This window comes from Mesorhizobium neociceri (assembly GCF_013520985.1).
In the GTDB taxonomy this organism is placed as follows: Bacteria; Pseudomonadota; Alphaproteobacteria; order Rhizobiales; family Rhizobiaceae; genus Mesorhizobium; species Mesorhizobium neociceri.
In genome coordinates this window covers 649,002-672,090 of the sequence record NZ_JACDTY010000002.1, presented here as the reverse complement: position 1 = coordinate 672,090, position 23,089 = coordinate 649,002, and the positions used below count along the sequence as shown (strand labels likewise).

General features: G+C 63.5%; 23 protein-coding genes and 1 pseudogene. 9 read left to right on the top strand and 15 right to left on the bottom strand.

From position 1 onward, the window contains the following. Nucleotides 1-57 precede the first annotated feature (57 nt). The 6 genes and pseudogenes from H0241_RS07260 (at nt 58) to H0241_RS07235 (ending at nt 5,052) form a co-directional block, all read left to right on the top strand. Nucleotides 58-720 (top strand): GntR family transcriptional regulator, encoded by a 663-nt coding sequence (locus H0241_RS07260; protein WP_328824637.1) that lies wholly within the window; start codon nt 58-60, stop codon nt 718-720. Between the two features lie 91 nt (nt 721-811). Then, a complete protein-coding gene (locus H0241_RS07255) occupies nt 812-1,342 on the top strand; it encodes a flavin reductase family protein (protein WP_181056706.1) in 531 nt (176 codons plus the stop codon). 31 nt (nt 1,343-1,373) lie between these two features. Next, nucleotides 1,374-2,861 carry a 4-hydroxyphenylacetate 3-hydroxylase family protein gene (locus tag H0241_RS07250; protein ID WP_181056705.1) on the top strand — a complete coding sequence of 496 codons (1,488 nt, stop codon included), beginning with the start codon at nt 1,374-1,376 and terminating at the stop codon, nt 2,859-2,861. Continuing rightward, nucleotides 2,839-3,249 carry a cupin domain-containing protein gene (locus tag H0241_RS07245; RefSeq protein ID WP_235984082.1) on the top strand — a complete coding sequence of 137 codons (411 nt, stop codon included), beginning with the start codon at nt 2,839-2,841 and terminating at the stop codon, nt 3,247-3,249. The genes H0241_RS07250 and H0241_RS07245 overlap by 23 nt, the downstream gene beginning before the upstream one ends. A gap of 115 nt (nt 3,250-3,364) precedes the next feature. After that, a pseudogene (locus H0241_RS07240) lies at nt 3,365-3,577 on the top strand (transcriptional regulator); the annotation flags it as partial. Between the two features lie 128 nt (nt 3,578-3,705). Next, nucleotides 3,706-5,052, top strand: coding sequence for an NAD(P)/FAD-dependent oxidoreductase (locus H0241_RS07235; RefSeq protein WP_181056869.1), 1,347 nt, complete (start codon nt 3,706-3,708; stop codon nt 5,050-5,052). 3 nt (nt 5,053-5,055) lie between these two features. Here the strand turns inward: H0241_RS07235 and H0241_RS07230 are convergent, their stop codons facing one another. Continuing rightward, nucleotides 5,056-5,409 carry a VOC family protein gene (locus H0241_RS07230; RefSeq protein WP_181056704.1) on the bottom strand — a complete coding sequence of 118 codons (354 nt, stop codon included), beginning with the start codon at nt 5,407-5,409 and terminating at the stop codon, nt 5,056-5,058. Between the two features lie 120 nt (nt 5,410-5,529). Further along, nucleotides 5,530-6,438 (bottom strand): LysR family transcriptional regulator, encoded by a 909-nt coding sequence (locus tag H0241_RS07225; protein ID WP_181056703.1) that lies wholly within the window; start codon nt 6,436-6,438, stop codon nt 5,530-5,532. Between the two features lie 95 nt (nt 6,439-6,533). On the opposite strand from H0241_RS07225, the gene H0241_RS07220 reads away from it, so the two are divergent. Then, nucleotides 6,534-7,352: a class I SAM-dependent methyltransferase gene (locus H0241_RS07220; RefSeq protein WP_181056702.1), complete on the top strand. Its 819-nt coding sequence runs from the start codon at nt 6,534-6,536 to the stop codon at nt 7,350-7,352. Nucleotides 7,353-7,375: 23 nt separating this feature from the next. Further along, complete coding sequence (locus tag H0241_RS07215) at nt 7,376-7,870, top strand: hypothetical protein (protein WP_181056701.1); 495 nt, start codon at nt 7,376-7,378, stop codon at nt 7,868-7,870. 10 nt (nt 7,871-7,880) lie between these two features. Here the strand turns inward: H0241_RS07215 and H0241_RS07210 are convergent, their stop codons facing one another. From H0241_RS07210 to puuE, 13 genes are all read right to left on the bottom strand, one after another. Next, nucleotides 7,881-9,311, bottom strand: coding sequence for a S8 family serine peptidase (locus H0241_RS07210; protein ID WP_181056700.1), 1,431 nt, complete (start codon nt 9,309-9,311; stop codon nt 7,881-7,883). After that, the gene (locus tag H0241_RS07205) at nt 9,301-9,969 is read right to left on the bottom strand and encodes an anti-sigma factor (RefSeq protein ID WP_181056699.1); all 669 of its coding nucleotides are present in this window, start codon (nt 9,967-9,969) and stop codon (nt 9,301-9,303) included. The genes H0241_RS07210 and H0241_RS07205 overlap by 11 nt, the downstream gene beginning before the upstream one ends. Next, a complete protein-coding gene (locus H0241_RS07200) occupies nt 9,966-10,532 on the bottom strand; it encodes a sigma-70 family RNA polymerase sigma factor (RefSeq protein WP_181056698.1) in 567 nt (188 codons plus the stop codon). Before H0241_RS07200 ends, H0241_RS07205 begins: the two co-directional genes overlap by 4 nt. A gap of 295 nt (nt 10,533-10,827) precedes the next feature. After that, entirely contained in the window at nt 10,828-11,667 is an 840-nt protein-coding gene (locus H0241_RS07195) for an alkaline phosphatase family protein (RefSeq protein WP_181056697.1), read from the bottom strand. Nucleotides 11,668-11,845: 178 nt separating this feature from the next. Then, the gene (locus H0241_RS07190; RefSeq protein ID WP_181056696.1) at nt 11,846-13,498 is read right to left on the bottom strand and encodes an ABC transporter ATP-binding protein; all 1,653 of its coding nucleotides are present in this window, start codon (nt 13,496-13,498) and stop codon (nt 11,846-11,848) included. Beyond that, nucleotides 13,498-14,322, bottom strand: coding sequence for an ABC transporter permease (locus H0241_RS07185; RefSeq protein ID WP_181056695.1), 825 nt, complete (start codon nt 14,320-14,322; stop codon nt 13,498-13,500). The genes H0241_RS07190 and H0241_RS07185 overlap by 1 nt, the downstream gene beginning before the upstream one ends. Nucleotides 14,323-14,331: 9 nt before the next feature. Further along, a complete protein-coding gene (locus H0241_RS07180) occupies nt 14,332-15,291 on the bottom strand; it encodes an ABC transporter permease (RefSeq protein WP_181056694.1) in 960 nt (319 codons plus the stop codon). 15 nt (nt 15,292-15,306) lie between these two features. Continuing rightward, complete coding sequence (locus H0241_RS07175; protein ID WP_181056693.1) at nt 15,307-16,896, bottom strand: ABC transporter substrate-binding protein; 1,590 nt, start codon at nt 16,894-16,896, stop codon at nt 15,307-15,309. Between the two features lie 155 nt (nt 16,897-17,051). Further along, on the bottom strand, nt 17,052-19,037 hold the full coding sequence (locus H0241_RS07170; RefSeq protein ID WP_181056692.1) for a CocE/NonD family hydrolase: 1,986 nt from the start codon (nt 19,035-19,037) through the stop codon (nt 17,052-17,054). A 96-nt stretch (nt 19,038-19,133) separates the two neighbouring features. After that, nucleotides 19,134-19,727: a nucleoside deaminase gene (locus tag H0241_RS07165; RefSeq protein ID WP_181056691.1), complete on the bottom strand. Its 594-nt coding sequence runs from the start codon at nt 19,725-19,727 to the stop codon at nt 19,134-19,136. Nucleotides 19,728-19,732: 5 nt separating this feature from the next. Then, nucleotides 19,733-20,233 carry an ureidoglycolate lyase gene (locus tag H0241_RS07160; RefSeq protein ID WP_181056690.1) on the bottom strand — a complete coding sequence of 167 codons (501 nt, stop codon included), beginning with the start codon at nt 20,231-20,233 and terminating at the stop codon, nt 19,733-19,735. Then, nucleotides 20,230-21,087, bottom strand: a complete 858-nt coding sequence (locus H0241_RS07155; RefSeq protein ID WP_407941726.1) for a bifunctional allantoicase/(S)-ureidoglycine aminohydrolase — start codon at nt 21,085-21,087, stop codon at nt 20,230-20,232. The genes H0241_RS07160 and H0241_RS07155 overlap by 4 nt, the downstream gene beginning before the upstream one ends. 25 nt (nt 21,088-21,112) lie before the next feature. Next, entirely contained in the window at nt 21,113-22,531 is a 1,419-nt protein-coding gene (gene puuE, locus H0241_RS07150; protein WP_181056688.1) for an allantoinase PuuE, read from the bottom strand. A gap of 182 nt (nt 22,532-22,713) precedes the next feature. On the opposite strand from puuE, the gene uraH reads away from it, so the two are divergent. Continuing rightward, nucleotides 22,714-23,088 carry a hydroxyisourate hydrolase gene (gene uraH / locus H0241_RS07145; protein ID WP_181056687.1) on the top strand — a complete coding sequence of 125 codons (375 nt, stop codon included), beginning with the start codon at nt 22,714-22,716 and terminating at the stop codon, nt 23,086-23,088. The last annotated feature ends 1 nt before the right edge of the window (nt 23,089 follow it).

Here is a 23,089-nt window from a genome sequence, read left to right as displayed (position 1 = left end):
AAACACCTTCAATCGCAACGCCCTGCCTTAGGCCAGCGCGCCGATGCTGCGCAGGACGTGGTCTACCGCTGGCTGAAGCAGCATGTGCTGACCTTGCCCAGCCGCGAGGGCACGTTCCTTACGGAGGCGGAGGTCTGCCGCGAGACAGGAACGTCGCGGACGCCGGTGCGCGAAGCACTATTGCGACTTGAGGCCGATGGCCTCCTGCAGATCGTGCCAAAGAAGGGCGCCTATGTTCCGCCCATCACCGAGGCGGAGATCGATGCGGTCATGCAGGCCCGCAGCTTGGTGGAGGAGTGGTGCGCAGGGCAAGCAACCGCCTTCGGCGACATGCTTGCGGCCGAACTCGACAGGCTGCTCGCCCGACAGGTAGAGGTGCGGAACGATCCCGTTGCATTCATCGAATGCGACCGGGAGTTTCATCGCGCGATCGTACGCGCCGCCGGCAATCCGGTGCTCGCCGACTTCTATGAGAGCCTGCGGGACCGCCAGTTGCGGATGGGCGTGCACGCCATCATGATGTCTGGCGGGCGCGGCGACAGCGTGCTCGCCGAGCATGCCGCGATCGTCGAGGGCATACGCCGCGGGCAGCCCGAGCAGGCGTCGGCAGCCGTCGCTGAGCATCTGGCGCGGACGCTCGTTGCCTTGCGGCTGCCGGTTGCGGGTAGCTGGAGTGCAGGCTTCGGCAGCCGCGGGCAGGTCGGCGGCCACAGGGGATAGAAACCAGTCGACAACGGACAGGGAAGTGCGGCCACGGATTGGGTGAATTGATTTCGACGACATAGCAGATCGGTGCCGAGAGGGGTCGGGCATGAACATCGAGACGGCTTTCGACATGCGCGCGTTCAGGCAGGCGCTTGGACAGTTTCCAACCGGCGTTTGCGTCGTCACCTGTGTGGCCGATGGCGAGCGGCTCGGTATGACGATGAGTTCGTTCAACTCGCTTTCTCTCGATCCACCACTCGTCCTGTTCAGCATCGACCGTCGTTCAGCCGGCTTACCGCTCTGGCAGAAGGCGGCCAGTTACACGGTCAACGTCCTCTCGGAAAACCAGAGGGACATTTCCAACCGCTTCGCCAGGCCGCTTTCCAACAAGTGGGAGGGGATGCGGTTCGAGCAAAGCCGCTCTGGCGCCCCGGAACTGCCCGGCGCGGCGGCGCTGTTCGACTGCGAGCCGTGGGCTACGCACGAAGCCGGCGACCACGTGCTGTTCATCGCCAAGGTGAAGCACTTTCGGTCCTTCGCCGACCGGCAACCGCTCGTTTTCGGCAAGGGCCGCTACGCGTCACTGCAGCCAACGGAGTTCGCGGCGCCGCTTTGGCCGCTCGACATTCACTACTGATTTCTTGGCACTACTGACCTTGGAGGGGAAGATGATCAAGACTGGGGCACAGCACATCGAGATGCTGAGAGATGGCCGGCAAGTCTATATCGATGGCCAGACGGCCGGCGACGTCACCGCGCATCCAGCCTTCCGCCGGACGATCCGGTCGGTCGGCACGCTCTACGACTTCCAGGCGAGGGCGGATAACCGGGCGTTGATGACCTTTGAAGTTCCCGAAAGCGGCGGGCAGCGGGCCAATCGCATCTGGCAGTTGCCGCGCAGCCATGCCGAGCTCGTCGAACGGCGCAAGGCGCTGGAGGCCTGGACGGAGCTTCATTACGGCTTTCTTGGCCGCGCCCCAGACCATGTCGCCTCCTGCATTTCCGGCATGTTCACGGGGATCGACGTCTTCGAGGCCTATGACAAGGCGCGAGCCTCAGCACTTGCCGATTATTACCGCTACGCCCGGGACAACGAACTCTATCTCACCTACGCCATCCTCAATCCGCAGGCCGACCGCTCGAAGTCCGCGGGTGAGCAGCAGGACCGCTTCCTCACCGCCGGCGTCGTCGACCAGGACGCAGCAGGCCTGACGATCCGCGGCGCCAAGATGCTGGCGACCGGCGGCATCATGGCAAACGAGGTGTTCGTCACCTGCATCCAGCCGCTCCGCGAAGGCGACGAGCCCTATGCTGTGTCCTTCGCCGTGCCGATGAATGTCGCCGGCCTGAAGATCCTGTCGCGCAAATCCTACGAGCAGAGCGCCGCCAGCGTCTTCGACAATCCACTCGCCAGCCGCTTTGATGAAAACGACGCGGTGCTCTACTTCGACGACGTAAAAGTTCCCTGGGAACGCATCTTCGTTCATCAGGATATCGCCATGTGCCAGCGGCAGTTCCATGCCACGCCGGCGCATGTCCTCCAGAATTACCAGGCGCAGGTCCGCCTGATGGTGAAGATGCGCTTCCTCGTCGGCATCGCCCGGCGTATCGCCGAGACCAACGGCGTTATCAACTTTCCGCAGGTGCGCGAGACGTTGGGCACGCTGGCTGCGCAGAACACCATGGTCGACGCGCTGGTGCACGCCATGGAGGTGAAGGGCCACATGCACGGCGCCTATTTCGTGCCCGACGCCCATACGCTCTATTCGGCCCAGGTGTTGACGCAGGAACTCTACGCCAAGGTGATACTCGCCTTGCGCGAGCTGGCGGGCGGTGGCCTGATTATGCTGCCGTCCTCCGTCCAGGATTTCGCCGATCCGGAGTTGCGCGGCATTATTGAAAGAACGCAGCAATCGCCGGTCTGTTCGTCGGAAGGCCGTGTGAAGTTCTTCAAGTTGGCCTGGGATGCGGTTGGCTCTGAATTCGCCTCGCGCCATTCGCAGTACGAGCTGTTCTATGCCGGCGCTAGCTTTGTGACAAAGGGGCACAGCTACCGCACGTTCGACTGGGACCGCTGTACACAGCTCGTCGACCACATGCTGGACAGCTATTCGCTGGAAGACGAGGTCGACCATGGCGCGCTCGTTGCGGCTTGAGGTTTCCATGCCGATCCGCAAGGAGCACAAGGAATTCCACACCATCGACATGACGGGCGAGAGCTGGCATGTGCCGCCGGGCTATCCGCCTGGCATCGAGCAGAAGATTCTTGCCGGCCGGCTCGACGAAGCAGGCAAGACGGGACACCGCACGCGACTGCTGCGGTTTGCGCCTGGCGCCTATACGACGGTGCCGTTCGTGCATGAGTACTGGGAAGAGGTCTATCTGGTATCGGGAGATCTCATTGTCGGCGGATATGCGGCGGATGAGCCATTACTGAGTTTTGCCCCCAACACCTACGCCTGCCGGCCGCCTGGCGTCTATCACGGTCCGTTCCGGTCGCATACCGGATGCCTGCTGCTCGAGCTTCACTACTACGAGACTTAGCTTTTCCCGATGAAATCTTCTGCGGATGCTCTCGCTTGCGCCAACGAGCCTTACAACATCCTGGCAATTGAGCGTCTCTGACGTTCCAAAAGTCTGCGCTGGTGAGGAGCGCCGGGTTGTGCGCGCCGTGCGCGACCTCGGCGTGACCATTCCTGGCGACCTGTCGCTGGTGCCGCCGTCGACGGCGCGTTCGTCCATCCGCCTTGCCGGCGCGCCCGTCGGCGAGCGGCTGGCGGCGCGCATTTCCGTCCTGGAAGAGGGCGCCCGCGGCGAGGTGTGGCCGGTCGACCTGGTCGTCAGGGGCTCGGTGGCGGGGGCGCCTGCATAGGCGGCCTTATGAAGGTTCAAAGCTTTGCCGTCGTGGGACAACGGTCTGCCTGCACCTGCCCTTGCTTTGGCTTTTGGAGGGTGGCAACCAGTCAGCCAGAGCCATCGACCAGCCCACAGGTGCGCCACTTGCCTACATTCCCGTTCTCCGAAGCGGATCCAATCCAGCATCCTGGCCCGCCGCCGAAGACTTCGGAGGTGGTGATCGTTGGCGGCGGTGTTATTGGCGTAACGACGGCGCTTTTCCTGGCGCAGCGCAACATTCCGGTGACGCTCTTGGAGAAAGGACGCGTTGCGGCCGAACAGTCCTCGCGAAACTGGGGCTGGATCAGAAAGCAGGGACGCGACGCCGACGAGTTGCCCATTGTCATCGAGGCTATTCACCTGTGGCGGCAACTGGCTGAGGAATGCGGCGAAGATATCGGGCTGAACCAGACAGGCGTGACCTACCTGGCGAGGTCCGACAAGGACATGGCCGGCTTCGAAGCGTTCATGAAGATCGCTGCCATCCATGCGCTCGACACGCGCCTCCTGGACAGTGGCGAAACGGCGAAACTCATCAAAGGCATGTCGCGCAAATTCAAGGGCGCGATGACGACGCCCTCCGACATGCGTGCGGAGCCTTGGCTGGCGGTGCCGGCGCTTGCCCGGCTTGCCGTCCGAAAAGGCGTCAAAATCGTAGAGAATTGCGCAGCGCGAACCCTCAAGATCTCGGCCGGCAGGGTCACAGGGGTGTGGACCGAGGCGGGGTATATCGAGGCCTCTAGCGTATTGGTTGCGGGCGGCGCCTGGTCATCCCTGTTCTTGCGCAGACACGGCGTCTCCATCCCCCAACTCAGCGTCAGGGTAACCGTAGCCGCAACGGAACCCCTGCCTGAAATCTATGCAGGTGCGGCGACTGACGAACGCATCGCTTTCAGGCGCCGGCAGGATGGCGGCTACACGCTCGCCGCGGGCGGTAGCCATCTGCATTACCTGGGACCTGACGCGTTCCGGCACGCCACCAAATATCTTGCCGCCCTCAGGGACAATCCGCTGGGAACACGCTATTTCCCGCTCGCGCCCTCAGGCTACCCCGATGCATGGTCGACGCCGCGCGATTGGGCACCGGATTCCATAAGTCCTTTCGAGAGAATGCGAGTGCTCAACCCGGCCCCTGAGCCGGCCCGTCTGCGTTCGATAGGACGCAATTTCAAACAGCTTTTTCCAAAGTTCGAAACCGTTCGCTTAAAAGTCGGCTGGGGTGGCATGATCGACGCCATGCCCGACGTCGTCCCCGTCGTGGATCAGGTACGGGCAATCGGCGGTCTTTTCGTCGCGACGGGAATGAGTGGTCACGGCTTCGGCATCGGGCCTGGCGTCGGCCGCGTGGTGGCCGACATGATCCAGGGAAATGAGACCGGGCACGACCTCAACCGCTTCCGGCTGTCGCGCTTCCATGATGGGAGCCCTGTTCGGTTAGGCCCGGCCCTCTGACGATCAGTGGAATCTACTTTGAGGAGGTTCCGCCAAGGTGATCAGGTTGCCATCGGGATCGTTAAGCTGTGCAATCTTCCCGAATTCGCCGGCCTTCTCGTCCCCAATCGACAAGCCCGCCCGTGCGAGTTCCTGCCGGGCAACGGACATTTGCGGAACGACAATAGTGCAGCGGCCGTGACCGGCGTTGGTCTCGTCGCGAAAGAGTTGAACGTTGGCCCCAGCAACGTCGCGCCATTGGATGAGATTGTCCATCGGACGATCGTCCGGCCCACGCCCGAACAGGATCGAATAAAACTGTTCAGCCCGTTTCATATCCTTGGTTGTCAGGGCCGCATAAACGCCTTGTATCTGCATTTCGCTCTCCTTCATTTAGAAGAAAAACTCAGCCTCTGGCGGTTTGGTTCCGTCCGTGATCTTCCCCGTCAGACTACTCACTTCTTCGCCGCTTCCGCCGCTTTCTACCCATTCATTGCCTCAACCCGCAGATTTGAGGTGATCGATGAAAGCGCGCAGTTTCGGCAGGACCTGGCGCTTGCCGGGATGATAGAGGAAGACGCCTGGCGTCGCGGCGGCCAAACCCTTCAGCACCGGCTTGAGTTTTCCCTCGGCGATCGAACCTTCAGCGACGGGTCGAGGCGTCTGCGCCAGCCCGACGCCCTGCATAGCGGCCCCCAGCAACGTCGGATAGTCGTGCGCGATCAGCGGGCCTGTGACCATCGCCTCGACCGCCTCGTTGCCGTCGGCGAAAGACCAGGGCGCAATGGCGCCGTTCGAGCGGCGCAAGCGCAAGCAGGCGTGGTGGCGCAAGTCGTCGACACGCTCGGGACAGCCGTGGCGCTCGAGATAGTCGGGGCTGCCGACAACTACAAACGAGAACGATGGCGTAAGTCGCACCGCGACCATGTCGGACGCGATGAACTGGCCCAAGCGAATGCCGGCATCGAAGCCGCCGGTCGCCAGATCGACCATCTCGTCGCTCGCGGCAATCTCCAGTTCGATCTCCGGGTAGGCCCGGCAGAACGACGCGATCATCGGCTCCAGGATCAAGGGCACGACGGAACGGGGCACCGATAGGCGCAGCAGCCCCGTCGGCCGTTGGCCGACGTCGCGCGCGGCCTCGCCGGCCGCGACGATCTCCTCGAAGGCAGGGCCGGCGCGGTCGAGGAAGCGCTGGCCGGCCTCGGTCAGACCGACGCTCCGCGTCGTGCGGGCGAACAGCGCCGCACCCATGCGGGCTTCCAGCGTGCGCACCGCCTGGCTCACCGCGGACGGCGTCACACCGAGATCGGCGGCGGCGCGGCGGAAGTTGCGGCGCCTGGCGACAGCCAGGAACACCTCCACGCCCTCCAGGGCGCCGTGCCGGATTGTGTAGTGCTGCTTCATAGGTTGTTCTGATTACAGCGGATGGTCGAATTATGGAAGCGGGCTTAGGTAAGAGCTGCAAGCTAGGAGACATCTTGCCCAGGAGATATATTGCAATGACCGATGAACTTGATGGCGTGCGCGACCATTATCGCGCGACTGGCCTGACCGAGCGGCTGAAGACGGTACTGGCTGCCCTCGGCCCGGAGGATCAGCTTCTCACGCCCCAGCAATTGGGTGCCGTCGACCAGTTTCACACCCGTGGACTTGCTGCCACCGCCGAGCTTGCCCAATTGGCGGGGATCGCGGCCGGCATGTCGGTTCTGGACGTCGGTTCGGGCGTCGGCGGGCCGGCGCGCTTTCTGGCTGCGACCCATGGCTGCTTGGTTACCGGCGTCGACCTCAGCGAGCCTTTCGTGGATGCCGCGCGCTATCTGACCGAGCGGACGGGACAGAGCGGGCAGCTGTCATTTCAGATTGCCAGCGCGCTGGGGCTACCATTCGATGATGGCCGTTTCGACGTCGTGCTGCTGCAGCATGTGGCGATGAACATTTCCGACCGGGCGCGGCTCTACAGCGAGATCCGGCGCGTGCTGAAGCCTGGCGGCAGGTTTGCCACCTTCGACGTCGTCTCGGTCATTGGTGAGCCGCACTATCCGCTGCCTTGGGCGCGAACGCCGGCGACGAGCTTCCTCCTCACAGCCGAAGCGACGGGCGAGACGATCGAACCGGCCGGCTTCCGCGTGCTGGCATGGCAAGATGACACCGAGACCGCCAAGGCCTGGTTCGCGCAACTGCGCGCATCCGGGCCGCCGCCTTCACCAAATCTCGGCGTGGTGATGGGGCCGGACTTCGCTGAGCTTTCGACCAACCTGGGACGAAATCTCATGCAAGGCCGGCTCGGCGTCCTGACCGCGGTGTTCGAGGCCGTGTGAACCAACTGTTGATGGGAGGCCAAATGTCGACGGAAGTCCTGTTCCAAATTCATCTCGTTCTAGGCTATGTCGCGTGGCTGCTTTGCCTCAGTGCGTACATTCTGCCGTGGCTCAGGTCGATGGACCGGGTCGCGGCGCATCGTGCCATTGCAACTTTACACAGCTTCCGCTTCTTCGGGCTGGTCTTCATCCTTCCGGGTGTCGTAAGTCCCAACTTGCCCGCCGGCTTCGCCGTGTTCGCCGCATACGGCGACTTCGCTACCGGCGTGCTGGCCATGCTGGCGCTTCTCACATTGAGAATAAGGCCGCTCTTCGGGCTGTTCGTCGTCGCCTTCAATCTCGTGGGAACTGTCGACATCGTCGTCGACTATTACCATGCCATACAGGTCGACCTTCCCGCGCACGCGGAGTGGCTGGGCGGCACCTACGCGATCCCGGTCATCTATGTACCGCTGCTGATGATCACGCACATCGTGGCAATCTATTTTCTGGTACGTCCTCGGCAAACCGAGACTTGAGCCAGCGCGGCTACTCCTTCGCAGCTTCCGCCGCCTTGGTGTCCAGCAGCCCATAGCCGAAATCATTGTCGCGCCCTTTCGGGCCGAGATCCCTGGCCGTCTCCGCCAGCGCCTTCCCGATGTCGTCGGCCGAGCGTTCGGGCGCGGCGTGGATCAGGTTGGCGATGGCGCCGCTGACGATCGCGGCGGCAAACGAGGTGCCGGTGACCACGTCCGAGCCGGCGCCGCTTGGCGCCACCATCTCGACGCCGGGCGCGGAGATGAAGACATAGGCGCCGCGATTGGCTTGCTGCATCAGCCCGTCCTTGGCGTCCGTGGCCGTGACCGCGATGACGCCGTCATAGGCGGCGGGGTAACCATATGGCGCCTTCGGCCCGTTGTTGCCGGCCGCCGCAACCAGAATGATGCCCAGCCCGCGCGCATTGCGGCAGGCGGTGGCGAGCAGCTCGTTCTTGGGGCCGACAAAGCTCATATTGATGATGCTGACATTCTGGTCCGCTGCCCAGTCGAGCGCCGACAGGATGACGTCCATGGTCGACCTGCCGTCCTCGAAGGCGCGGGCGTGATAGATCCGGGCGCCGGGCGCCATGCCTTCGAGCGCGCCGACGCCGGCGATCAGCCCGTCGACCGAGGTGCCGTGGTCGCGCTTTTCGATCGGCACGTTGGGCATGGCGTCGAACTGGTCGGCAATGACGCCGGCCAGCGCCGGATTGGTGTCGTCAATGCCGGTGTCGATGACGGCGATGCGCACGTTTTCGCCGCTGGCCTTTTTGTTGTCGAGCTGGATGCGCTCGAAGGCATAATTGACGATGCCGGCCGCCTGCTGCAGCGAATAGAGATGGTTGGGCTCGCGGCGCTGGGTGCGGCCGTCGGCGGCCAGTTGCGCCAGCACGGTGCCGACCGGGCGGCCGTCGGGAATGCCGAAGCGCACCAAAGTGGTGCCGAGCAGCCGCGACTGGCGCTGCGAGCGCACTTCAAGGCCGAAGGAGGCGGCGATCTGCTGGACGGCGCCGGCGTCGCCATCGACAGTCACCAGCACCTCGTCAGGCACGAAATCGCCGGCGACGGCGCGACGCGGTTCAGTCGCGACAAGATCGGTCGGCGAAACGATCGGCCCGCCGGCCGGTGGTCCGGCCTGCGTATCGGCAGGCGGCGCTGACGGCCGTGGCGTCGGCACGGGCGCCGCCGATGCAGGCGGATTGGGAAACAGATCGACGATCAAGGCCGGAAGGACAACGGCGCCCTGGCCACCGCCCGCTCCGCTATTTGCACCACTGTCGTCCTTGGGGCAGTCGGCAGCCGCCGCACCGGCCGCGTCTGTGCAGTCGACTTTTGTGCGGCCGGTATTGGGGTCGTTGGTCTGGGCGGACGCGGGCACGGCGGCGATTGTCATCGCCGCCGCAAGGAATGCCGCAAATCGAAGGACCGCCTTAGCCGCCATCAACCGGTTTCCTTCCCTCGATCACAGTCTCCGCGAAAGGCTGGGCGGCAATAAGGCCGACGAGCTTGGTGTAGTCTGCTCCGGTCTTGGCCGGGATGGCAATGCGGAAGACACCCGAGGCGGTCGGCCCACCGGCGATCTTCAATCCGTTCTGGTCGAGGAAGACGGCGATGTCGGACATCTTCGCGTCCGGCTTGAACTTGACCAGCGCGAACGGCAGTTTAGCCAGATCGTCCTCGGCCCCGGCAATCTCGAAATCATTGCCCTTGCCGCCGGTGTGCACATAGGACTGCACCACCACCAGCGCCAGCAAGACAGCGGCTGCCGCCCAGCCGACGGTGGCCGGCATCGCCGTGAAACGGCCGAGCGCCTGCGCCAGCCAGGAACGGCCCGCCGGCGCGCGCACCGGCCCGGCCTCGGCGTCGAGCGCCTTGGCAAAGCGGCTGAGCGCATCGGCCGGCGGCCGGATCGCCTCGTTGGCGGCAGTCGTGCCGGAGAATTCAGCCTCGGCCTCGCCAAGCGCGGCCATCGCGGCCGGATCGGTGGCCAGCCATTCCTCGACGGCTTCGAGGTCGGAGCCCTCCAGCGAGCCGTTCAGGTAGAACGGCAGCAGCGTTTCCATTTCGTCGCGGCGCGACATCTTGTCAGCGGCACTCATGGCCACCCCCTGTCGTAACCGGCGGCCTTGAGAGCTTCGCCGAGTTTCTTGCGGGCGTAGAACATTCGGGTCTTGACGGTGGCGACCGGGATGTTGAGCACCTCGCCGATCTCTGTCACCGACTGTCCATGGTAATAGGCAAGGTCGATCACTGAGCGGTGTTCTTCCGGCAAGGCATCGACGAAGCGGCGCAAGGCGGCGCCTTTGTCTTCCTTCATGGTGGCGACTTCCGGTGTGTCGGCGCTGTCGGGAACCTGCGCCGCATCGTCGTCGTCGATCCAGTCTTCCTTTTTTTTGCGCAGCATCGACAGCGCCTTGAAGCGGGCGATGCCGAGCAGCCATGTCGAGACTTCCGAGCGCCCTTCGAAGCCGGGCGCCTGGCGCCACAGCTCAAGAAAAACCTCGTTTGCGATATCGTCGGCCATCATTTCCGATCCCGTCTGGCGCACCACAAAGCGGTAGACCCGCGCGTGATGACGCATGAACAGCAGCCGAACAGCGGCACGGTCGCCCTTCGCGACCCGGTCGACAAGCGCGCGATCAGTCTCTGTCGCTGCCGTCATGGCCGGTCGAGCCGCCTGGCTCCTGTCTGCTCTGTCGCCGATCGGTCCAAAAAGGTTCATCCTTCCGCCAAGGAATTTTGGCGAAGCTAACCGAAGAAGGTGAGTGTTGCCAGTGGTGCGCCTTTTTCCCTTCTCCCCTTGTGGGAGAAGGTGGATCGGCGCGCAGCGCCGAGACGGATGAGGGGTGTTCCAGCGAAATGAGGCGTTGGCGTTCCCTGAAACACCCCTCATCCGACCTCGCTTCGCGAGGCCACCTTCTCCCACAAGGGGAGAAGGTAAGGGCTCTGCACTCACATCAATCCAAAAACGGCTTCGCCTTCATCGTCTCCGGCACCGCCACGCCCAGCCGCTTCAGCACCGTCGGGGCCAGCTGCAGCTGGTCGAGCGGCGTGTCGGCCTCCGGCCCTTTGCCTGACCCGAAATAATACAGTGCGAAATCCTGCATTTCGTCGTCGTGGCCGCCATGATGGCCACGGTCGGTCTGGCCGTGATCTGCGGTAACGATCACCTCATAGCCGGCTTGCCGCCAGACTGGCAGGAAGGCGGCCAGCATGCCGTCCATCGCGTAGACGGCATGGTCCATCTCGTGGCAGTCGTGGCCGAAACGGTGGCCCATCGAATCCAGCGTGCAGGTGTGCAGGATGCCGTAATCGATGCCGTGGCGCCTGGTCAGCATGGTCAGCGTCGCAAACAGGTCGACATCGCTCGGTGTCATCTGGTTGCGCAAATTGTAGCCGGTCATGGTGTGGAAGCGGCCATGCGTGATCGGCCCGTCCGGCTCATCGAACTCCATGTCCTCGACCAGGTCGAACGGATAGGAGCGGAAGAATTCCGACCAGTAGGAGTGCGTCACCGCGCCGGTCTTGCCGCCGGCCTTGCTGACCTCGGAGAAGATATCCGGTTGTGTGACAAGGAAGCGGTTCTCGTTTGAGAGAATGCCGTGCACTTGCGGCGAAACCCCGGTGTGGATCGAGGCATAGCAGCAGGCCGAGGTCGACGGCAGCACCGAGCGCATCTTCCATACCTGCGCCTCGCCCGACTGCACCCAGCCCTCGAGATTGCCCATCAGCCGGCGCCAGTTCCGGTAGGGCACGCCATCGAGGACGATGAGGAGAAGCTTGGTCTTGAGCGCCATGGCCGGCTCTATGAAGTTGGCAGTTTGAAATCAGGACGCCGTGTGCCGTTTCGGGCACGCGGCGTTTGTTAGCGTCAGCTGAATGCTAGGCGTTCAGCCGCGCGAGCCGTGTCCGCTCGCGCCGATCTTTTTCGTTCAGCATTGCAGCCGGATGACGGCGGCAGTGTTTATCCCCGGGCTAGTTGCCCGCGCTCGCCATGCGCCGTCCCTTGATCGCCTTCTCCAGCCAGCCGATCTCCATCTCCGGAACGGAGGACAGGAGCAGGTCGGTATAGGCGTCGAAGGGCGGTGTCAGCACCTTGCTCTTGGCGCCATAGCGCACCACCTCGCCGCGATACATCACCGCGATCGAATCGGCGATCGACTTCACGGTCGCCAGGTCATGGGTGATGAACAGATAGGCGACGTTTTCCTCCTTCTGCAGCTCGAGCAGCAGTTTGAGGATGCCGTTTGCCACCAGCGGGTCGAGCGCCGAGGTCACCTCGTCGCAGATGATCAGCTTCGGCTTGGCAGCGAGCGAGCGGGCGATGCAGACGCGCTGCTTCTGGCCGCCGGAGAGCTCGGCCGGGTAGCGGTCGGAAAAGCCCTTGCCCATCTCGATCTTGTCGAGCAGTTCGGCGACGCGCTTGTCACGTTCGCGGCCGCGTATGCCGAAATAGAATTCGAGCGGCCGGCCGATGATGGTGCCGACCGTCTGGCGCGGGTTCATCGCCACGTCGGCCATCTGGTAGATCATCTGCAACTGCCGCAGATCCTCCTTCGGCCGGTCGGCAAGCCGGTTGGCCAGCGGCCGCCCGTCGAAGGTGACGGTTCCCTCTTCGGGTGGCAAAAGCCCGGTGATGGCGCGCGCCAGCGTCGACTTGCCGGAGCCGGACTCGCCGACCACGGCCAGCGTCTGGCCCGGATAGATGTCGACGGAGACGTTCTTCAACACCTTGATATGGCTGCGGCCATAGGCGGCGGTGACGTTCTTGACCGACAGGAACGGGGTCGTGCCGGGCTTCTGCTCGTGGTGCTCGATCTCGTGCACCGACACCAGCGCATTGGTGTATTCCTGGCGTGGTTCCTTGATGATCTGGCGGGTGCCGCCCCATTCGACCAGCCGGCCATGGCGCAGCACCATGATCTCGTCCGACACCTGGGCAACGACGGCAAGGTCGTGGGTGATGTAGAGCGCCGCCACATGGGTATCGCGGATGGCGTCCTTGATCGCCGCCAGCACGTCGATCTGCGTCGTCACGTCGAGCGCCGTGGTCGGTTCGTCGAAAACGATCAGATCGGGTTCGGAACACAGCGCCATCGCCGTCATGACCCGCTGCAGCTGGCCGCCGGAGACCTGGTGCGGGAAGCGTTCGCCGATGGTTTCGGGGTTCGGCAGGCTGAGCTTCTTGAACAGCGCGACGGCGCGTTTTTCGGCCTCGGCCCGTGTCGCCGTGCCGTGCAGCAGCGTGGCTTCCACCACCTGGTCCATAAGCTTGTGCGCCGGGTTGAAGGCGGCAGCCGCCGATTGCGCGACATAGCAGACCTCGCGGCCGCGCAGCTTGCGGAAACCCTCCTTGCCGCCCTTGAGGATATCGCGGCCGTTGAGGATGACCTCGCCGCCGGTGATGCGCACGCCGCCGCGGCCATAGCCCATCGACGACAGGCCGATGGTCGACTTGCCGGCGCCGGACTCGCCGATCAGGCCGAGCACCTTGCCCTTTTCGAGCGTCAGCGACACGTCGTGGACGAGCACGATGTTCTTCGGCGGCTCGCCGGGCGGGTACACCGTTGCCTCGATACGCAGGTTGCGGATGTCGAGCAGCACGGATTTCTTCTGCTGGTCAGCCATCACCCGCGTCCTCCCTTCAGGCTTGTCGTGCGGTTGAGCACCCAGTCGGCGACCAGATTGACCGAAATCGCCAGCATCGCGATCGCCGCTGCCGGAATGAGGGCAGCACCAATACCGAAGACGATGCCATCCTTGTTTTCCTTGACCATGCCGCCCCAGTCGGCATCCGGCGGCTGCACGCCAAGGCCGAGGAAGGACAGCGTCGACAGGAACAGCACGGCATAGATGAAGCGCAGGCCGAGTTCGGAGACCAGCGGCGACAGGGCATTGGGCAGGATCTCGCGGAAGATGATCCAGCCGCTGCCTTCGCCGCGCAATTTGGCGGCCTCGACATAGTCCATGACGTTGATGTCGACGGCCACCGCTCGCGACAGGCGATAGACGCGGGTCGAGTCGAGAATGCCCATCACCAGGATCAGCGTCACCAGATTGGTCGGCAGCACCGAAAGCACGACGAGGCCCATGATCAGCGTCGGGATCGACATCAGGAGATCGACAAGCCGCGACAGCAGCGTGTCGTACCAGCCGCCGAAAACCGCCGCCGAAAAGCCGAGTATGGCGCCGAGCGAGAACGACAGCGCGGTGGCCAGCACGGCGATGAACAGCGTGATGCGGGCGCCGTAGATCATGCGCGACAGCAGGTCACGGCCGAGATTGTCGGTGCCGAGCCAATGTGCGGATGACATCGGTTCCCAGACGTCACCGATGATTTCGCCATTGCCGTGTGGCGCGATGAAGGGCGCGAAGATCGCCGCCAGCACGAACAGTGACGTCAGCACGATGCCGATCAGCGCGGGGATCGGGATGCGTTTGATATCGAGCATACCCGCCCCCTATTTCGGATGTCTGAGACGCGGATTGGCGACGATTGCCGCAATGTCCGCAATGATGTTCAGGCTGATGTAGACGGCGGCAAAGATCAGGCCGACCGCCTGCACGACGGGCACGTCGCGCTTGGTGACGTGGTCGACGAGATATTGCCCCATGCCCGGATAGACGAAGATCACTTCGACCACCACGACGCCGACGATCAGGTAGGCGAGGTTGAGCATGACGACGTTGATGATCGGCGCGATGGCGTTGGGAAAGGCATGCCTGCGAATGACATTGAACGCCGACAGGCCTTTCAGCTCCGCCGTCTCGACATAGGCCGACTGCATGACATTGAGGATCGCAGCGCGCGTCATGCGCATCATGTGGGCAAGCACCACCAGCGTCAGAGCCGTCGCCGGCAACGCGATCGCCTGCATGCGTTCGAGGAACGGCATCCCCTCATAGACGGTGGAGATGCCGGGAAAGATCTGCCACTTCACGGCGAAGAAATAGACGAGCACATAGCCGATGAAGAATTCGGGAAACGACGTCGAGGCGAGCGCCAGCCCCGAGATCAGCTTGTCGACCCAGCCATTGCGATAACGCACCGCGATCAGGCCGAGGATGATCGCCAGCGGCACGGCGACGACCGCCGCCCAGAAAGCGAGGAACAGCGTGTTCCACAACCGTCCGCTGATCGACGTTGCAATATCCTGGCCGCTCGACATCGCGGTGCCGAGATCGCCGGTCACGACGCCGCCGAGCCAGCGGAAATATCTGAGATAGGCCGGGTCGTTGAGACCCAGCTGCTCGCGCAGATTGGCGAGCGATACCGGCGTCGCAGATTGTCCGAGAATGGCTTGTGCAACATCGCCGGGCAGGATCTGGGTGCCGGCGAAGATCAGGACCGAAACGGCCAACAGGAGAACGATGCCCAGCGCAATGCGCTGGGCAATTAGTTTCAGGATGGGTGAGGACATATCCGCAAGGCCGGCTCAGGCTTCGAGCCAGCACTTGGCCAGAGCGTATCCGTTCATCAGCTCCTGATGCGGATCGTCCACCCAACCGGCGACCTTGGCGCCCGTCGCGTCGATGAACTGATTGAACATCGGCAGGATGAGACCGCCTTCGTCGCGGACGAGCATCGCCATGTCTCGATACATAGCTTTGCGCTTGGCCTCGTCGAGCTCGCCGCGTGCCGCCAGCACCATCTTGTCAAAATCCGGACGCAGGAAACGCGTGTCGTTCCACTCGGCCGTCGACAGATAGGCGGTCGAGTACATCTGGTCCTGCGTCGAGCGACCCCCCCAGTAGGAGGCGGAGAAGGGCTGCTTGTTCCAGACTTCCGACCAGTAGCCATCGCCGGGTTCGCGCTTGATCTCCAGCGTGATGCCGGCCTTGGCCGCGCTCTGCTGATAGAGCTGCGCCGCATCGACGGCGCCCGGGAAGGCGACGTCCGATGTGCGCAGCAGGATGGCGCCGTCATGGCCCGACTTCTTGAAGTGGAACTTGGCCTTGTCGGGATCGTATTTGCGCTGCTCGATATCGTCGGAAAACAACGGGTAGGCCGAATTGATCGGGAAATCGTTGCCGAGCGAACCATAGCCGCGCAGGATCTTGTCCAGCATCTCCTCGCGATCGATCGCCAGCTTCAGCGCCATGCGCAGATCGTTGTTGTCGAAGGGCGCCGTGTTGCAGTGCATGATGAAGACGTAGTGGCCGGGGCCGGCGTGGTTGCGGATGGTGACGCCGGGCAGACGCTTGATCAGGTCGACGATCTTCGGCTCGACGCGGTTGATCATGTTCACCTGGCCGCCCTGCAAGGCCGCCGTGCGCGCCGTCGCGTCGTTGATGACGATAACCTCGACCTGGTCAGCATGGCCCATCTTGTCGCCTTGCCAGTAGTTGGCGAAGCGCTCACCGCCATGGCGCACGCCCGGCTCGTTGGTGGTGATCTTGTAGGGGCCGGCCGAGATGCCGGCATCGGCCTTGTCTTTGCCGCCATTGGGCTGGACGATCAAATGATAGTCGCTGAGCAGGTAGGGAAGGTCGGCATTGGCTTCCTTCAGCGTCAGCACGACTTCCTTGCCGCTGGCCTTGATCGTCTCGATGCCCTTCATGTAGCCCAGCGCGCCGGACTTCGACTTCTCGTCCGAATGACGCTCGAGCGTGGCAGCCACGTCCTCGGCGGTCACCGTCTTGCCATTGTGGAACTCGACACCGTCACGGATTTTCAGTGTCCAGGTCTTGGCGTCATCCGACGCACCGATCTCCTCGGCAATGCGGTTCTCGAGTTTGCCTTCCGGAGAAAGCTCGACGATCATTTCGCCCCACATCTTGGCGAAGGCGAACGGCACCTGGGTCATCATCAGTGCCGGATCGAGGCTGTCAGTGGACTGGCCGCCGACCAGACCGGCCTTCAGCGTGCCGCCCTTGACCGGACCTGCCGCGCGCGCAGCGCTTGAGAGCAGTGAGTTGGCGAAGGGCGCGGCCACGCCGAGCGCTGCCGCCCGGCCGAGAAAATCGCGACGGCTCAGCTTGCCGGACGCAACGCGCCGGCTCAGATATTCGAGTTCGTTAGACATTTGAGTTCCTCACTCTGTTGGTTCGACCTTGTGGTCGTTTTTTTGTTTGTTGTTACCAAAGGGATATTGACCGGAAGGCAAAGCCGTAAGCAAGACCGAATGCGACATGCCGTGGCGTAAATCGCACGTCGCAACTGGACCAGTCGGATTTGCGCTCAGAGTAGCGCGCGCGGGATCGTCTCTTCGAAATCGCGCTCGAAAACCAGCGTTCCGCCCTCATAGGCTTCAATTCTGGCGTTGACGATGAAGTTTTGCGCATCGCAGCGCATTTCGGCCGATGTCTCGGTGCGCACCGACCATCCCTTTCGCGACAGGGTCTGCGTCCAGTGGGTTTTGCCCGAGGCCGACAGCGGGTCGTCGGGGTGGATCGCCCACGTCTCGCGGGCAATGCTGCCATTGGCCAGCCCATGCGCGAGGTCGCGCACCGCGCCGAAATCGTCCGTGATCGACAGCGTGACGATGCCGGTCTTCTCGTCGCGACCGACATGGCGCTCGGAATTCGCCGCCCGGACAGTCCCGGTTGCCCAGGGCGTAGCGCCTTCAGGGGCCTGGAATGAGACCTCGTTGCCTTTTGCCAATGGGCGCAACGGCAGCCTCAGCGTCGCCGCCGAAAGGTCGAGCCGCACCGGCTCGGGCGACGGCCAGATCATCGGCCAGTAGGCGTTGGACACTGCGATGCGCAGGCGGTGTCCGGCCGGAACGCGGTAGGCGCATTGGTCGAGGATAACGCGCGCCGAAACGGTCTCGTCGGGCACTAATGCTTCCGGGGATTCGTGCGAGTTGCGATGCGTCAGGTTGAGCACGCCGTAGGAGATCAGCTCCGAGGCGCCGTCGGGATGCACGTCGCACAGCCGTACCGCAATGTTTGCCTGTGGCCGATCCGACGATACCCGGATGAGAAGCTCCGGCGCGCCGACGATGTCGATGGCTTCAGCGAGCGGTGGCTGGTCGAAACAGACCGACAGTGCGTCGTCGGGGCGCTGGTCGCCCGGCAGTTCCGGACCAAAGGTGAAGGGAAAATATTCGCCGCCGGCGAGCCCGCAGCTTTGCGGCGAAGCGACGATCGCGGGCTGGGCGCCGGCAGCGATGAGTTCGATCGCCTCGACCTTGATGTTGGGTGACGGCCATTCCTGTTCGGCGACCCAGCGGCCCGGCCGCGCGGGGTGCCAGCGCGACGGCCGCACACTGTCCATCACATAGGCGCGGTAGTCCGGGTCGGCCTCGACGCCGGTGTCTACGCCCTTCAGCCAGCGGTCCCACCAGCGCAGCGCTTCCTGCAGGAAGCCGATGGCGGGTTTTGGTCCGGCATAGTGCGGGTATTTGTGGATCCACGGCCCGACAATGCCCTTCACCGGCGCCTGGATGTTGGTGACCAGGTGCGAGATCGTGTTGCGGTAGCCGTCATGCCAGCCGCCGATCGACAGCACTGCCGCTTTGACAGCGGAAAAATCCTCGCAGATCGAACCGCGTTTCCAGTAGGCGTCGCGATGCTGATGGCTGAGCCAGAGCGGCAAAAGGAAAGACTGGTTCTCCAGCCGTGTCAGCCACAGATCGCGCCAGCGGTTGTCGCCGGCAATCAGCGGATCCGGTGGCCGCGACGAGTAGGACAGCATGGTCGAAGCCCAGCCGAAATTCTCGGTCAGCAGGCAGCCGCCCTTGTAATGGATGTCGTCGGCATAGCGGTCGACGGTCGAACACAGGCTGATGACAGCCTTCAGCGCCGGCGGCTGTTTGGCCGCCACCTGCAGGCAGTTGAAGCCGCCCCAGGAGATGCCCATCATGCCGACGCTGCCGTTGCACCAAGGCTGGCTTGCCGCCCAGGCGATGACATCGCAGGCATCCTGCAATTCCTGCTCGGAATATTCGTCGTCCATCAGCCCTTCGGAATCGCCATTGCCGCGCATGTCGACGCGGATCGAGGCGTAGCCATGGCCGGCGAAATAGGGATGCGTCAGCTGATCGCGAAAGATGGTGCCGTCGCGCTTGCGGTAGGGCAGATGCTCGAGGATCGCCGGCACCGGATCATCGCCCGCATCCTCCGGCATCCACACCCGCGCCGACAGCCGGCAGCCATCCGGCATGACGATGCCCATGTCGGGGAATTCGACGACCTGGCGGGGAAATTCGGTGACGGTTTTCATGGGCTGGCATAACGCCCCGCCAGCCCGCGACTTTCAATCGCCATTCGCGACTGGAGCAGCGAAAAATGCGACCTGGCCAGTGCCTGCCTCACGACCTCAGTTCAGAGGGATATCGTTCTCGGCCTTGCTGTCCTGATAAGCGCCGGACAGTTCATCGTAGCGCGCCGAGATCTTACCGATGCGCGCCTCCAACCGGCCGCGCTCGGCCTCGGGCAAAGCCCGCACCAGCCTGCGTATGGAAAAACTCTTCCAATAGGCGTTCTCGGCATTGTAGCCGCCGGGGTCGAGGGTGAAGACCTCTTTCAGGATCTTCAGATCGTGCGGGATGGCAAAGCTGTCGCGCGAATCTTCGTGGCTGAAGAGGTAGTAGAAATTGTCGAAGCCGGTCCAGGTGATCGCCGACAGGCAGAGCGAGCAAGGCTCGTGCGTGGCGATGAAGATGGCATCCTTGGTGTCGACACGCGCGGCCCTGGGCATTTCATAAAAACGCTTCAGGCAGTGCACTTCGCCATGCCAGAGCGGGTTTTCCATCTCATTGTTGGTTTCGGCCAGTACCAGGGAATGGTCGCCCTTCCGCAGGATCGCGGCGCCGAACAGCTTGTTGCCATGGGCAACGCCGTCAGCCGTCTTCGGCACAATGTCGTGCTCGATAACGTCGAGCAGGCGGTCGATCAGCGATATGTCGGTCATTTTACTCAATTCTCGTCGGGGAGATGGATCTCGTAGGGGTGCGAAAAATGGAATTCTTCGAGGTTGGAGCCATCGCCGCCACGGTCGACAATGACGAAATCCTGGGCTTCGCCGAGCGGTGTCAGCACGCCGTGCCAGAGATTGCGCGGATAGTTGATGCCTTGGCCGGGCGCGGTGATGAACGCGTGCGGTTCGCCCGGACCATCCTTGCCGTCATGGCAGACGACGATCAGGAACGGCCGCGGCGACTGCGGGATGAAGGCCTGGCTGCCGAACGGATGGCGCTCGACCATGGTCAGCTTCAGCGGCAGTTCGTAAGGCGTGCCACGCACCATCGAGATCAGCACGCGGGCATTCGGTCCCGCGGCGTCAGCCGTGGCGAGATCGTGGTAGCGCTCTGCCTTGCCGCCATTGATCGGGTAGTGGTTGTCGCCGCCCATGTCGATAACATCGCCGAAGCCGGCAAAGCTTTCGCGGGTCAGCTTCTGTGCTGTGATGCGGATCACCGCCCGCGGCCGCCAATGCCCGCCCCGCCGAGCTTGGCGTGCCGGTTGACGTCCTTGTAGAGCAGATAGCGGAATTTGCCGGGGCCGCCGGCGTAGCAGGCCTGCGGGCAGAAGGCGCGCAGCCACATGAAATCACCGGCCTCGACCTCGACCCAGTCCTGGTTGAGACGGTAGACTGCCTTGCCCTCCAGCACATAGAGCCCGTGTTCCATCACATGCGTCTCGGCAAACGGGATGACGGCGCCGGGTTCGAGCGTGACAATGGTGACATGCATGTCATGGCGCATGTCGGCCGGATCGACGAAGCGCGTCGTCGCCCAGCGCCCCTCGGTGCCGGCCATCGGCGTCGGCGCCACTTGCTGGTCGCTGCTGAACAAGGCCTCCGGCGCGTCGATGCCGTCGACGGCCTCATAGGCCTTCCTGATCCAGTGGAAGCGCACGGCATCGCGACCTTCGTTGCGCACCGTCCAGCCGCTGGCCGGCGGCAGGAAGGCGAAGCCGCCGGCTTGAAGCGCGTGTTTCTTGCCGGCCAGCGAAACGGTCAACTCGCCCTCGACCACGAACAGCACGCCCTCGGCGCCGTCGTCCGGCTCCGGCCGGTCGCTGCCACCGCCAGGCAAAACCTCGACTATGTACTGTGAAAATGTCTCGGCAAAGCCCGACAGCGGCCTTGCGATAATCCAGGCCCTGGTCTTGTCCCAGAACGGCAGGGGGCTGGTGACGATGTCCTGCATCACCCCTTTGGGGATGACGGCATAGGCTTCGGTGAAGACCGCACGGCCGGTCAAAAGTTCGTTCTGGCCGGGATGGCCGCCATGCGGGGCATAATAGGTTTTCTGGTCAGTCTTGATCATATCCATTGGGTCCTGACCCTCAGTATTAGAGCGGGAGCATGTCTTTCAGGCGGAGCAGCGCGATGCGCTCGACCTGTTTGCAGGCGGTATCGAGTTCGACGCCACGGCTGTTGCCGATGCGTGCCTCGAACTCGGCGAGGATTTCCTCCTTGGCCTTGCCCCGCACCGCGATGATGAAGGGGAAGCCGAAAGTGGTGACGTAAGCGGCGTTGAGCTTGGAAAACAGCTCGCGCTCCTTGTCGGTCAGCGCATCGAGGCCGGCCGAGGCCTGCTCGCGGGTCGATTCCGCCGTCAGCCGCCGCGCCTTGGCCAGTTTGCCGGCGAGATCGGGATGGGCGTTGAGCACGCCGAGCCGTTCGCTCTCGCTGGCGGCGCGGAAGACGCGGCAGAGCGCATTGTGCAGGCCGCCAGCGCTGTCATGCGCAGGCCCGAGCTCCAGCTCATAGGCGCGCTCGGCAATCCAGGGCGAATGTTCGAACACGCCGCCGAATGTGTGGACGAAGGTCTCGAACTCCATCTTTGACGGCTTGAGCGCCGCCGGCTTGTAGGGATGGGTCTCCTGCCAGTGCCGGGCGATATCGATGCGCCGTGCCAGCCACACCTTATCGTGCGATTTGACATAGTCGACGAAGCGCTTCAGCGCCGCCACCCGGCCGGGACGTCCGACGAGGCGGCAATGCAGGCCGATATTCATCATGCGCGGCCGGCCCGCTTTGCCCTCGGCATAGAGCGTGTCGAAACTGTCCTTGAGGTAAGCAAAGAACTGGTCGCCCGAATTGAAGCCTTGCGGCGTGGCGAAGCGCATGTCGTTGGCGTCGAGCGTGTAGGGGATGACGAGTTGCGTGCCGCCACTGTGCTCGAACCAGTAGGGCAGTTCGTCGTCATAAGTGTCCGACACATAGTCGAAACCGCCTTCTTCGGCGACCAGCCGCACCGTGTTGACCGAGGTGCGGCCGGTGTACCAGCCGGTCGGGCGCTGCCCGGTCACCTCGTAATGCAGTTTGATCGCCGCTTCCAGGTCGCGGCGCTCATCCTCGGCGCTGTGGTCGCGGTAGTCGATCCATTTCAGGCCGTGCGAGGCCATTTCCCAGCCAGCCTCCTGCATCGCCGCGACCTGGTCGGGCGAACGGGCAAGGGCTGTGGCGACGCCGTAGCAGGTCACTGGCACATCGGCCTCGCTGAACAGGCGCAGCAGCCGCCAGAAGCCGGCCCGCGCGCCATATTCGTAGATCGATTCCATATTCCAGTGGCGCTGGCCGATCCAAGGCGCCGCGCCGACGATCTCCGACAGGAAGGCTTCCGAAGCCTTGTCGCCGTGCAGCACGCAGTTCTCGCCGCCTTCCTCGTAGTTGACGACGAATTGGACGGCTACATGCGCACCGCCCGGCCATTTCGGATCCGGCGGATTGGCTCCGTAGCCGCGCATGTCTCTAGAGTAACGCATTGCCCCTCCTGCCGGACGCTGCCGGAAGTTGTCATCAGGATAGTCGAAAGGACTGCCTGCGCATTCCCCCGAAATTTTTGAAAGTGTTTTTGTGCCGCTCCGCTCGACCGGGACTTATGCATCGCCTTTAATTGGCGCACAATTCATTGCTTTGTTCAATTGTACCGAGATGGGAGGCGCCGGTGGCAGAAACGTCGAAAGCCGATGGCGGACGTCTGACGACGCATGTGCTCGACACCGCGACCGGCAAGCCGGCGGCGGGCCTGTCGATCGCGCTTTATCACCTCGACGGCGAGGCTCGGACACATCTGAAGACCGTTGTTACGAATGCCGACGGACGCTGCGATGCGCCGCTGCTGGCAGGCGCGGAATTTCGCACCGGCGAGTACGAACTGATCTTCGCGGCCGGCGACTATCTGCGCGGCCAGGGAACAAACCTGCCGAAACCGGCCTTCCTCGATACCGTGCCGATCCGCTTCGGCATGGCTGCAACAGTGCACTATCATGTGCCACTGCTTATCTCTCCCTATGGCTACTCGACCTACAGGGGGAGCTGAA